The 12798-nt window shown below is 48.6% G+C and carries 14 protein-coding genes; all 14 read right to left on the bottom strand.

The window, feature by feature from the left end:
* Positions 1-3: 3 nt before the first annotated feature.
* Positions 4-921 (bottom strand): GTPase Era, encoded by a 918-nt coding sequence (era, locus tag G3255_RS07955; RefSeq protein WP_211653992.1) that lies wholly within the window; start codon positions 919-921, stop codon positions 4-6.
* Complete coding sequence (locus G3255_RS07950; RefSeq protein WP_058383646.1) at positions 905-1315, bottom strand: cytidine deaminase; 411 nt, start codon at positions 1313-1315, stop codon at positions 905-907. Before G3255_RS07950 ends, era begins: the two co-directional genes overlap by 17 nt.
* A gap of 53 nt (positions 1316-1368) precedes the next feature.
* Positions 1369-1722: a diacylglycerol kinase family protein gene (locus tag G3255_RS07945; RefSeq protein ID WP_211655796.1), complete on the bottom strand. Its 354-nt coding sequence runs from the start codon at positions 1720-1722 to the stop codon at positions 1369-1371.
* Positions 1709-2191 carry an rRNA maturation RNase YbeY gene (ybeY, locus tag G3255_RS07940; protein WP_211653991.1) on the bottom strand — a complete coding sequence of 161 codons (483 nt, stop codon included), beginning with the start codon at positions 2189-2191 and terminating at the stop codon, positions 1709-1711. The genes G3255_RS07945 and ybeY overlap by 14 nt, the downstream gene beginning before the upstream one ends.
* A gap of 21 nt (positions 2192-2212) precedes the next feature.
* Positions 2213-4342 carry an HD family phosphohydrolase gene (locus G3255_RS07935; RefSeq protein ID WP_211653990.1) on the bottom strand — a complete coding sequence of 710 codons (2130 nt, stop codon included), beginning with the start codon at positions 4340-4342 and terminating at the stop codon, positions 2213-2215.
* 180 nt (positions 4343-4522) lie between these two features.
* Positions 4523-5482, bottom strand: coding sequence for a PhoH family protein (locus G3255_RS07930; protein ID WP_211653989.1), 960 nt, complete (start codon positions 5480-5482; stop codon positions 4523-4525).
* Between the two features lie 137 nt (positions 5483-5619).
* Positions 5620-6162: a YqfB family membrane protein gene (locus G3255_RS07925; protein ID WP_211653988.1), complete on the bottom strand. Its 543-nt coding sequence runs from the start codon at positions 6160-6162 to the stop codon at positions 5620-5622.
* 33 nt (positions 6163-6195) lie between these two features.
* Positions 6196-7185: a flotillin-like protein FloA gene (floA, locus tag G3255_RS07920; protein ID WP_058380934.1), complete on the bottom strand. Its 990-nt coding sequence runs from the start codon at positions 7183-7185 to the stop codon at positions 6196-6198.
* A complete protein-coding gene (locus G3255_RS07915) occupies positions 7186-8472 on the bottom strand; it encodes an NfeD family protein (RefSeq protein WP_211655795.1) in 1287 nt (428 codons plus the stop codon).
* Positions 8473-8760: 288 nt separating this feature from the next.
* Entirely contained in the window at positions 8761-8934 is a 174-nt protein-coding gene (rpsU, locus tag G3255_RS07910) for a 30S ribosomal protein S21 (RefSeq protein ID WP_006828698.1), read from the bottom strand.
* Between the two features lie 95 nt (positions 8935-9029).
* On the bottom strand, positions 9030-9698 hold the full coding sequence (deoC, locus tag G3255_RS07905; RefSeq protein WP_211653987.1) for a deoxyribose-phosphate aldolase: 669 nt from the start codon (positions 9696-9698) through the stop codon (positions 9030-9032).
* A 34-nt stretch (positions 9699-9732) separates the two neighbouring features.
* Complete coding sequence (gene mtaB, locus G3255_RS07900; protein ID WP_211653986.1) at positions 9733-11067, bottom strand: tRNA (N(6)-L-threonylcarbamoyladenosine(37)-C(2))-methylthiotransferase MtaB; 1335 nt, start codon at positions 11065-11067, stop codon at positions 9733-9735.
* 15 nt (positions 11068-11082) lie between these two features.
* A complete protein-coding gene (locus G3255_RS07895) occupies positions 11083-11820 on the bottom strand; it encodes a 16S rRNA (uracil(1498)-N(3))-methyltransferase (protein ID WP_211653985.1) in 738 nt (245 codons plus the stop codon).
* A 12-nt stretch (positions 11821-11832) separates the two neighbouring features.
* The gene (prmA, locus tag G3255_RS07890) at positions 11833-12774 is read right to left on the bottom strand and encodes a 50S ribosomal protein L11 methyltransferase (protein ID WP_211653984.1); all 942 of its coding nucleotides are present in this window, start codon (positions 12772-12774) and stop codon (positions 11833-11835) included.
* Between the last annotated feature and the right edge of the window lie 24 nt (positions 12775-12798).

Here is a 12798-nt window from a genome sequence, read left to right as displayed (position 1 = left end):
TCCTTAGTATTCGTCGTCTCTGAAACCGAAATCGCGGAGATGCATTGCTTTATTGCGCCAATCTTTCTGGACTTTGACCCAAAGCTCTAAATAAACTTTCGTGCCGAGCAAGTTTTCAATGTCCTTGCGCGCACGCGTGCCGATTTCCTTTAAAAGCGCGCCTTTTTTGCCGATGACGATGCCTTTTTGGGAATCGCGTTCGACCATGATCGTCGCCTGGACGCGAATCATGTTTTCGTTTTCTTCATCTTTGGCAATTTTATCGATGACAACGGCGATTGAATGCGGGATTTCCTCGCGGGTCAGGTGCAAAGCCTTTTCGCGGATCAATTCCGAAATAATGAAACGCTCCGGATGGTCCGTTACTTGGTCGGACGGATAGTATTGCGGCCCTTCCGGCAAACGCTCCTCGATTTTCGCGAGCAAGTTCTCGACATTATTGCCCTGCAAGGCGGAGATGGGAATCGCTTCAGCGAAATCGAATTCGTTGCGATAGGATTCCACGATTTTCGGCAAATTGTCTGGATGCACTTGGTCGATCTTGTTGAGCACCAAAAATACCGGCACATCAATTCCTTTTAGCATGTCGAGCACATAACGGTCCTGTTTGCCGATGCGGTCTGCTGCACTAACGACAAACAACAGGACATCCACTTCGCGGAAGGTGTTTTTTGCCACTTTCAGCATGAAATCCCCTAGCTTATGCTTCGGCTCGTTGATTCCCGGCGTGTCGATAAAGACCATTTGGCTGTTGTCGTTTGTTACGACGCCCTGTACTTTATTGCGCGTCGTCTGCGGCTTATCGCTCATGATGGCGATTTTCTGGCCGACCACACGGTTCAAGAAGGTCGATTTCCCAACATTTGGACGGCCAATGATGGAGATGAATCCTGATTTATATCCGTTATTTCCTTGATGCATAGTCTAAATCCCCCGTCGTGAAGGCGCCTGGAAGCAATTCTGCGATAGTCGTCTCAGACACCGCTCCTTCTAAATTCGTTAAATAAACTGGCATGTCCGGTGCACAAAATTCCACCAGTACTTGGCGGCATGCCCCACACGGTGCGACCGGTCCTTTAGTATCGGCAGCTACTGCCAATGCTTCGAACTGCTTGACGCCTTCCGATACAGCCTTGAAGACAGCTGTGCGTTCTGCACAATTGGTCAGCGAATAGCCGGCATTTTCAATATTGCATCCCGTATATACTGTGCCATCTTTAGACAATAGCGCTGCTCCTACCGGAAATTTCGAATATGGCACGTAGGCATTGCCGCGCGCCGAGATTGCTTGTTCCATCAATTGTTGTTTGTCCATTTTCATCACTCACTTTTCTATGATCATAGCAGCATCCAGCTGCCGTACGATGTTTAAAGCCATTTAGGCAAAAAGATCAGCAAACCGATTATAGCACTTGTCACAGCAAATACCAAAACGGCTCCTGCTGCCATATCTTTCGCTTGCTTCGCCAACGGATGGCGCTCTCTCGTAACAAGGTCGACCGTCCGCTCCAATGCGGAATTGACCAGTTCAAGCGCCAGCATGCCGCCGATCAGCACTATCACCAACATCCACTCAATCGGCTCGAGGCCAGTCCAGATTCCAGCGATCAAAACGATCACTGCCGAGAACGCATGCACTCTCATATTCTGTTCCTGCTTTATGGACGCGCCAACCCCTTGTGCGGCAAACCTGAATGAGGAGAGAAACTTACTCAGCTTCATGCGCATCACGCGTAACGCCAAGGGAAGCTAAAATTTCTTCCTGCCTGCCAAACATTTCTTTTTCATCCTGTTCATTCAAATGATCGTAACCCAGCAAATGCAAAAATCCGTGCACCGCCAAAAAGCCAAGTTCGCGTTCGAAGCTATGCCCGTATTCCTCTGCCTGGAGTTTGGTACGCTCCACGGAGATGATAATATCCCCGAGCAGGCGCGGGCCGGTTTCACCGATAATGGCCACTTCGTCTTCCCCTTGCTCTTCCATTGAAAAGGAAATGACATCCGTTGCCTGGTCCTTCTCCCGGTAATCCCGGTTGATCGCACGGATCGATTCATCATCCGTAAATGTCACCGATACTTCCGCTTCCCCTGTTTTTTCGTATTGGGACGCATGCTCCAATACCTTGCTTACAAAGGCTAGCGCGTTGTCATCCAGTTGTTCCGTTTCGTCTATGAAATCGATTGTCAGCATCGCTTTCCCTCCTCCATTAAATTATTTTTGATCATCAGGGTAGGCGATTCTCGAATGGAAGATTCCATTCAAGGTTTCGCACATGACGCTTTTGACCCGTTTCAGTTCTTTTAACGTTATATCACATTCATCAAACTGTCCATCTTTCAACTTGTCTTCCGTTATGGAATCGACCATCTTGCGAATTTTTTCCGTACTCGGTGATTCCATCGAACGCACAGCCGCTTCCAGGCTATCGGCGATCATAATAATAGCGATTTCCCGGCTTTGCGGTTTCGGTCCCGTGTAGCGGTATTGTTGTTCCGGCAGGTCCTCATTTTGCTCTTTTGCTTTATAATAGAAGAACTTTAATAAGGTTGTGCCGTGATGCTGCTCTGCGATATCGATCAATTCTTTCGGCATTTTCTGCTCGCGCAAAATGGCCGCCCCGTCTTTGCCATGCGCTAGAATAATATCGCGGCTTTGCTGCGGCGTTAGATGATCATGCGGATTGCCATGCGATTGATTTTCGATAAAGTATTGCGGGTTAATGGTCTTGCCGATATCGTGATAATAACAACCGACCCGCGCAAGCAAACCGTTCGCCCCGACCGCTTCGCACGCTGCGTCCGAAAGATTTGCCACCATGACACTATGATGATACGTTCCCGGCGTCTCAGTTAAAATCTTCTTCAGCAAAGGATGGTTTGGATTCGACAATTCGAGCAGCTTCATCGTCGATAGAATGCCAAATGACGTTTCAAACAATGGCAATAAACCGGTCGCAAGCGTCCCGGACAAAAGGCCGGATGCCAAAGCCGCTGCTACATAAAAAGCGATTTCTTCCGCCGTATACTGGCTTTGGTTCATAAGCAGGTAAAATGCCACATAAAGCAAATGAACCCCGCCGACTGCCAAGCTGATCGGCAAGATGCGGATGCTTCTATGCCCATTACGTATTAAGTATATGCCCGTCAGGCCGCCAAACAACACATATAAAGCGGAATCCATCTGAAAAACGCCGGCATAGCCGCTTTGCAGCATCATTCCTGCACAAGCGCTGAGCAAAATCGTCACATAGACCGCCGTTCGCTCATCGATCAATAAACGCACCAAAATGCCGGCCAGCGCTGTCGGGTAGATAAAATCGATAACCACCCCGAAATTACCGCTGATGATTTCGAGCAGCTTCATGATTACCAAAGACAAAGCAAAAACGAAAAAAATAATCGTCAGCCGAATGGCTTTTTTGACGCCTTCGACTTTCGCGCTCTGCAGTACCAGCAGCAATAAGCCTGCTGCAATTAACACAAACAGGGCCAACGCGAGTACTGGCCGATAATTCGATTGTTGTTCGGTCATTCCTGCCAGTTCAAGCTGGCGATAGACTTCACGGTCGATCAATTGGCCTTCCTGAATAAGGACTTGTCCCTGCAAAATGCGCGTCGGCTCGACACTCGCCTGAGCTTGTTCGGTTTGCTGTTCCGTCAATTCCTCATTGATGAGTTCGTTCGGGACAATATTAGCCCTGGCAATGGCCACTGCCGCCGGAATTGCGGAAGCTGGCACCTGGTCATCCCCGCGAATTTCCTGTTCGGCCGAATTGCGTGCCTGCGTAAGCCCGGTCTCGCGGAGTGGATCCTGCAAAACCGCCAATACTTGATTGCGCACTTCGCGTTCGACGCGCAAAAGCACTTCATCTTCTAAGGCAAGCAGCGATAAGAGCATGTCGTCCGTTAAGCGAAGCCCATTTTCATTTTGTTCGAGCAAACGGATCGATTCGCGAAGGCTGCTTAAAGCCTCCTCCGTATCACGCGGATCCGGTTCATCCTCTCCATCTGCTTCAGTTGTCCGCTTCGCTTCAAGCACATAGCCGAACAGTGAATCGACCACTGCCGCTTGGTTATCGGCAATTTCTTCGATATACCGGTAGCTCGGCTGTACTTCCGCTGCTGCCCGTGCGCGTTCAAGCTCAGTCCTCACAGGGTCTTCCACAGTTTTTGCCGCCCGTATGGTTTCCTCTGACAACTGGAATAATTCCACTTCATATGTATCGGTTGCCATCGTATCGTATAAGAATCCAAACATGAGCAGCGCTGTCATGAAACTAATGCCGATCAAGACTACAGGAGCCCCGAACCGCAAATAAATGCGCCTGATCCATCCCGCCATTTGACCACCTCACTATTCTCCTTTCATCATACCAATACCTCGTGCTTTTTTCATCGTCCCTTACAAATTAATAACAGTTTCCTGGACCGTCCTTGCTTCGCTGTCCGCTTCTTCATGCCATAGAGAAGCAACAGCAAATGTTCTGCAAGTTATTTTTCAGGCCCCAAAAAAGAACCAGCCTTAGCTAGGCTGGTTCTCGTAAGCTTCGATAATTTTAGATACAAGCGGATGCCGGACGACATCGCCTTTTTCAAGATACTGAAATTCGATGCCTTTGACGCCGTGCAAATTCTTCTCTGCAGCAATCAATCCGGATTCTGCCCCACGAGGCAGATCAATCTGTGTTTTATCGCCTGTGACAATCATTTTCGAGTTAAAGCCGAGGCGCGTCAAAAACATTTTCATCTGTGCTTTCGTTGTATTCTGGGCTTCATCCAGAATGATGAACGCTTCTTCAAGCGTACGGCCTCTCATATAAGCGAGCGGGGCCACTTCGATTGTACCGCGTTCAATCAGGCGGTTGGTCTGTTCCTGCCCCATGACGTCATGCAAAGCGTCATATAAAGGGCGCAAATACGGATCAACTTTTTCCTTCAAGTCGCCCGGCAAGAATCCGAGGCTTTCTCCTGCTTCGACTGCAGGGCGCGTCAAAACAATCTTTTTCACATGGCCGTTTTTCAAGGCTTGCACAGCTAACACAACGGCCAGATAGGTTTTTCCGGTTCCGGCCGGGCCGATTCCAAATACCATATCGCTTTTTTTGATGGCGTGGATATAATGGCGCTGCCCAATCGTTTTGGCGCGGATGGAACGGCCGGTCGCACTGCGCGCCACTTCTTCATCGTAAAGTTCAGCAAAATATTCAATTGTCCCATTTTTCGCCATTTCGATAGCCGAAACGATATCCCGCTGGTCAATATTGATGCCTTTGCGGATGACTTTCAACAATTGCTCCAATAGCAATTTACCCGTTTGGCGTCCTTCCTCGGACCCCTCGAGGCGAATCACTTCACCCCGGGTGATAATGTGTATATCAAAACTTTCTTCGATCAGCGACAGATGGCTGTCGGATGTGCCGAGAAGCAGGACTGCTTCATTCGGGTCTTTCACATGCAATTCGAGTAGGCTATTTTCTGTCATTTAGACGCTCCTTGGATCGTGTTTTTACTTCTCCTCAACTCTATCATTTTCTTTATATAAATGTAAATTAATTCAGATGATTCAAGTTTACATAATATTAATATAAAAATTAATTATCCAAAAAGAAAAGACCGGCATTAAATATGCCGGCCTTGCTTTTGACGCTTTGATTTAGGCGGTTGCAGAATCTCTGCCATGATGATGCCTTTTCTTACATCTTGTTCATTTAGAGGGAATAGATCCCGCTCTTCTTCTTTTGCAATTGCCCGTTTCAATGGCTCTTTTTGATGAGCGCTTAATCTTCCGGGGCGGCTTTTCGGCTCAGCGGCTTGCTTTGCCTGGGCTGGAGTACGTTTCTCTACTTCTTCCATTGCCCGGGACTTGGCCCGTTCCGCTTGTTGCTTGACTTGGCGTGCCTGTTCCGCCCGTTTCGGATCGCTCTCCATCTGGGATTGAAATTCACCGTATATTTCCTTGGCGTAATCTTCAATGCGTTTAAAGCTACGCTGCCCGCCTCTTGGCGTCTGCTCTTGTCTTTGCTGTGCCTGTCGAGAAGGAGCGCCTGGGACTTGTTGGCGCTTTGTCGGCTGGGCGGTCTGCTGATTTGCATCAGGCTTTTTGTTTTTACTGAACAATGCACTGACAGCCGCAATGATCAGCATCATGATGAGGGGTTCCATTCCAAAACCTCCCTTGAGTTATGGCGGAATTTATTAGTTTTCGTCCTCTTGTTTTTCCGTTCCGCTTTTCGAAATGGATTCACGCATGCTTGTATCAGCTTGGACATTTTTGTAATTGATATAATCCATTACACCGATGTTTCCTGAACGGAGTGCTTCTGACATCGCCATCGGCACTTCGGCTTCGGCTTCGACAACTTTCGCACGCATCTGGACGACTTTCGCTTTCATTTCCTGCTCGCTAGCGACAGCCATTGCACGACGTTCTTCTGCTTTGGCCTGTGCGATTTTCTTATCGGCATCCGCTTGTTCGGTCTGAAGCTCGGCACCGATGTTTTTACCGATATCCACGTCTGCGATATCGATCGACAAGATTTCAAACGCTGTACCGGAATCCAATCCTTTTCCAAGTACGGTTTGGGAGATGAGATCCGGGTTTTCAAGAACTTTCTTATGGTTCGTGCTTGAACCGAGTGTCGAAACGATACCTTCACCGACACGGGCGACGATTGTTTCTTCACCAGCACCACCGACGAGGCGGTCGATATTGGCGCGCACGGTAATTCGCGCTTTTGCTTTCACTTCGATCCCGTCCATCGCAACACCGGCAATGAATGGCGTTTCGATGACTTTCGGGTTAACCGACATTTGAACCGCTTCAAGTACATCACGGCCGGCTAGGTCGATTGCCGCTGCACGTTCGAACGGCAAGTCGATATTGGCACGGTGTGCAGCGATCAATGCGTTGACGACACGGTCGACGTTACCGCCAGCCAAGTAATGGCTTTCCAATTGGTTGATTTGTACGGAAAGACCGGCTTTGGAAGCCTTGATCAATGGGTTGACGATGCGCGACGGGATAACGCGGCGCAATCTCATCCCAATTAATGTGAAGATGCTGATGCGGACGCCGGCAGCTAAAGCCGAGATCCATAATGTGACCGGTACGAATGTGAAAAAGATGGCAAGTACAACGATAATACCAATTATCGCGGCGCCTAAGCCGATTGCTTCAAGTCCCATTTACTCTTCCTCCTCTTGTTTTTCGAGTTCACGCACAACGATGCGAGACCCTTCTACCTTGATAATCTTAACATCTTTGTTGCTGTCGATAAACCGCCCTTCGGATACTGCATCGATGTATTCATCACCGAGACGGATGGTGCCAGAAGGCCTCAGGGCATTGATGGTACGGGCAATCTGGCCGATAAGTTCTAGCCGGTTGACGGCCGAGACATAACCATGCTCCGTATCGGTGGCATCGGTCAGGATAATTCGCTTGAACATGTTCAACTTTTTCCCGAAAAATTTCACTAAAATCACCATCCCTGCTGAAGCTACAAGTAATGCAATCAAAATCGCGACTGCTGTTGACTGGACATCTTCACCCGCTAACAAAACACTTACGAGGACTGCCAGTATTCCGAGAATTCCCAGTATGCCTCCCGGAACGAAAAATTCCAGCAGGATCAAACCGAGGCCGAAGACCAACAGCAGGATCGATTCATATCCGGCAAGCCCTGCCACCAAATGGCCGTAAAAGAACAGCATTAGCGAAAACAGGCCGAAGAATCCGGGAATCCCGACTCCAGGCGTGAACAACTCAAGCAATAAGCCAAGCCCGGCCACTGATAGTAAAATCGGAACCACAATCGGGCTCGTCAGGAAACGAGCCAGAGTCTCTGACCAATTTTCTTCTACTTGAATAACTTCAGCGCCGGATAAGCCCTTGATTTCAAGAAGTTCATCGAGAGACGTGACCGTTCCTTCCGAGTAGCCGACTTCGAGTGCTTCCTGGGCACCGAGCGTCAATAAATCACCTTCAGCAGCCCGGTATTCCGGAAGGTCGATACTGGCATCCGCCATCGCCAAGGCAAATTGCGGATCCCGGCCTGACGATTCCGCAGCGCTTCTCATTGAAGCCAGCCAAGCAGAGTTCGCCTTATCGGCAGCTGCGTTGCCCGACTGGTCAATGACTTGCGCGGCGCCCATCCGTCCATTCGGATGCATATAGATTTCATCATTATGCAAGGCCAGAAAAGCGCCGGCCGAGAGGGCATCCTGGTTGACGAAAGCGAGTGTTTCAGTCTCGGTTTCATCCAACAGGCGAGCAATGCTATCTGCTGCATTAACGAAACCGCCCGGTGTATCGATCTCAAAAACAATGGCTTCCGCACCGGCTTCTTCGGCTTCCTCAATGCCCCGTTCCAAGAACGACTGCAACCCCCGCTCCACTTCCGCTTCAATCGGGATGACATAAACTTTTCCGTTATCCGCCGAGATGGCCGGAATCGCTAAAGCGAATGCCATCACCAGGAACAAAAAGCCGATCCAAGCTTTTTTTCTACGCACGGCAAGTTCCCCCTCTCCTTCATGAAAACTTTAGGATAATTATGTATACGGTTGAATCGGGCTGCGGTTTCAAAAGTCGGCTTCTTTTTTCATTATAAAGCAATTTTCTCCAAGTTACGATGGAATGCGCTTACATCTTTATCAATTAGTGACCGTTTTAAGGCATAAAAAAACCGGAAGCACATTTGTGCTTCCGGTCTTAGCTGTTCGTTGCTATTTTTAAAAGTCATTTAAGAGCAAAGTCAATTAAAATTTACGTTTACGCGCAGCTTCTGATTTCAATTTACGTTTCACGCTCGGCTTATCATAATACTCGCGCTTTCTTACCTCTTGCATTGTTCCGGACTTCGAAACAGTGCGTTTGAAGCGGCGAAGAGCATCTTCAATTGATTCGTTTTTACGAACTGTAGTTTTTGACATCTCTTTTTCCCTCCCTCCGAACACACGTTGAAGCAAATAACAACAAGTGTTATATACTAGAAAATTATAACGCATGATTTGACCTTCGTCAATACTTAATAATCGTTGTCTGAAGTGAGGCCTTGCATGATCTGGACTCCGGAACTTGCACCGATGCGAGTCGCTCCTGCTTCAACCATTTTCTCCACATCTTCAAGACTGCGGACGCCGCCAGAAGCTTTCACGCCAAGATCCGGGCCGACTGTTTCGCGCATCAGGCGCACCGCTTCGACAGTTGCGCCGCCGGTAGAGAAGCCAGTAGAAGTTTTGACAAAATCGGCTCCCGCTTCTTTTGACAGGCGGCTGGCCAATTTGATTTCTTCATCCGTCAACAAGCAGATTTCAAGGATGACTTTTACAATTGCTTTTCCTTTTGCTGCGTTCACGACTGCTTCGACATCTGCTTTTACGACATCTTCTTGGCCGCTCTTCAATGCGCCGATGTTCAAGACCATATCGATTTCGCCTGCGCCTTTTTCGATGGCATCTTTAGTTTCGAACGCTTTCGTTTCAGAAGTCGAGGCACCGAGCGGGAACCCGATAACCGTGCAGACTTTTACTTCGCTCTGGTCGAGTTGTTTGGCTGCAAGCGCGACCCATGCCGGGTTGACGCAGACAGAAGCAAAATTGTATTCCGCCGCTTCTTTGCAAAGCTGTTCGATTTGTGGGGCTGTAGCTTCCGCTTTCAATAATGTATGGTCGATTAAAGATGCAATATTCGTCATGATTCAGTTCTCCATTCTACTAGTTGGTTTTCTTTCAAGCCGGCAAGCTGTCCATCACGCGGACAAACTGCCCTTCGTTCAATGGGTATCCCGCTTTGGTGATTTTCACCTTAACGATTTTCCCGATCAACGATTCATCGCCGGCAATGGCGACTTTTAAGTAATTATCCGTATAGCCGACAAGCATGCCGCCTGACGGATAGTCTTTCGACTCTTCTTCAGGGATGATCTCAAGGAGCTCGCCTTCATAGCGGCTGGCATATTCCTTCGCCAGCTGATCGTTCAATTGGATCAGGCGGTGGACGCGTTCATTCTTGATCGCTTCATCGATCTGGTCATCCATACGCGCTGCCGGTGTACCGGTGCGCATCGAATAAGGGAATACATGTAGCTCCGAGAATCTGTGGTCGCGGATGAAATTGAAGGTCTCCATGAATTCTTCTTCCGTTTCTCCAGGAAACCCGACGATGACGTCAGACGTAATCGCCAAATCCGGCAAGGCATCGCGCAAGCGTTCGAGGCGATTCGCAAAAAATGCCATCGTATACTTTCGCCGCATCCGCTTCAAGACCGTGTCGGAACCGGATTGGATCGGAATGTGGAGGTGCCGCACAACAATTTCGGATTGTTTCAAGACCGCGATGACTTCATCAGTCAGCTGGCTTGCTTCGATCGAAGAAATGCGCAGGCGTTTCAAGCCTTTCACGTCCGCTTCCAAATCGCGCAAAAGCTGCGCCAGATTATACTCTTTAAGATCCTCACCGTAGCCACCTGTATGGATACCGGTCAAAACGATTTCCTGATAGCCGGCATCGACCAATTGCTGCGCTTGGCGGATAACTTCCTGCGGGTCACGCGAGCGCATCAATCCCCGCGCCCAAGGAATGATGCAAAATGTGCAAAAATTATTGCAGCCTTCCTGGATTTTCAACGAAGCACGCGTACGGTCTGTGAATGCGGGCACATCCAATTCTTCATAGACCCGGTTCTTCATGATATTGCCCACGGCATTGATCGGCTTGCGCTCTGCACGATATTGCTCAATATATTCCAGAAGCATTGTCCGGTCTTGCGTACCGACGACGATATCGACGCCGGGAATTGCCATGATTTCAGCGGGCGAAGTCTGGGCATAGCAGCCTGTCACGCAAATGACCGCATCCGGATTGGAGCGGACGGCACGGCGTATTACTTGCCGGCTCTTTTTGTCGCCAGTGTTGGTGACGGTGCAGGTATTGATGACATATACATCGGAAAGACGCTCAAATTCAGTGCGCTCATAACCCTGTGCTTTGAATAATTGCCAAATCGCTTCGGTTTCATAATGGTTCACTTTGCAACCTAATGTATGAAATGCGACTGTTGACATCAAGTGCCACCTCTTTCATTCAAATTCATAGGAAATTGCAGACAATGCATAAAGCGGTGCTGTTTCTGTGCGCAAAATACGCGGTCCAAGCGCAGTGAACTGTGCGCCTGCCTTTTTGAGTACGGCCGCTTCCACTTCCGAAATGCCGCCTTCTGGCCCGAAAACAAGCAATATTGAGTCTTTATCATACAATGATTCCAGAATTTCGGCAAACCGCTTTCCGCCGCTCTTTTTTGCCTCTTCTTCATAGGCGACAATAACCGCATCATAATTTTCTGCTTCAATCGCCAGCTCTTTAAAGCTGTGCACCGTATGTATGTCAGGAATGCGGCTGCGATGCGATTGCTCAGCCGCTTCCTTGGCGATTTTTTTCAACCGCTCTATTTTTTTTGCACTTTTAGCTCCGTCCCACTTAACGATCGAGCGCTCCGCCGAATAGGGCAATAGCGCGCTCATCCCCAATTCCGTTGCTTTTTGGGTGATCAGCTCGAGCTTATCGCCTTTTGGCAGGCCACAAGCAATGGTCACTTTTTTCGGCAATTCGCTGCGGTCCTCGAGCTCACGGATGAGCTTGACTTGAATATCCAAGTCAATATCCGTGACCTCCGCCAAATGGACTTTGCCGGAAACAACGGCAATCAGTTGGTCACCTACTGATTGGCGCATCACTTTGGCAATATGCTTAGCGTCGTCGCCTGTAATCGTCATATAGCCATTGGCGGATTCTTTATCTTCCAAAAAATATCGTTGCATGGTCGCACCCCGTTATAGCGGTTTTTTTGAAATGATCGTTACCCAGTCTTCCATCATCATAATATCTTCAATGATAAAGCCTGAAGCTTCGAGCGCTTGCTTCACATCGTTTTTCTTCTGGGCGATGATTCCTGACGTGATGTAAATTCCGCCAGGTTTGACCGCTTGATACGCATCGTCTGTAAACGACATGATGATTTCCGCCAAAATATTCGCTACGACTACATCTGCGGGATCATCAATTGCTTCGAGCAAGTTGCCATGGAATACATCGACACGGTTTTGTACTTTGTTCAACTTCACATTCAGCCCTGCTGCTTTTACGGCAATCTCATCAAGATCTAGTGCTCTTACTGATTGTGCTTCGAGTAAAGCAGCTCCGATTGCAAGCACTCCTGACCCCGTGCCGACATCGATGACCGTATTGCCTTTATCGACATGCTTTTCAAGTGCTTGCAGGCTCATAACAGTTGTCGGATGCGTTCCCGTACCGAATGCCATGCCCGGATCGAGTTCGATGATCAATTCATCGCTTGAAACTGGATGATAGGTTTCCCATGTCGGCACAATGGTGAATCTTTTGGAAATTTTTACCGGATGGTAATACTTCTTCCATGACGTCGCCCAATCTTCTTCATTCACTTCACTGATTGTGACGACATTGCGCCCGACATTGATATTGAATTCTGCCAGATTATTGATCGCCAGTTTAATGCCTTCGACGGCTTCCCCGAGAAAGCTATTTACCGGCAAATACGCTTTCAAAATGACGCCTTCTGTCGGAAAGTCTTCAGGATCGAGTGAGTAAATTTCACCGAATACATCTTCGCGGTCTTTCGTCAGATCTTCGGAGTCCTCGATGACGACTCCGCTCGCCCCTGCTTCATGCAGAATGTTGGAAATTGATTCAATCGCTTCGTTCGTTGTATGAATCGACAGCTCAGACCATTTCACTTGCGACCAGCTCCTTTATTGAAC

It is taken from the genome of Planococcus sp. MSAK28401 (assembly GCF_018283455.1).
Taxonomy (GTDB): Bacteria; Bacillota; Bacilli; order Bacillales_A; family Planococcaceae; genus Planococcus; species Planococcus alpniumensis.
The sequence above is the reverse complement of the archived record's forward strand: the minus strand, read 5'-3'. Positions and strand labels throughout refer to the sequence as shown.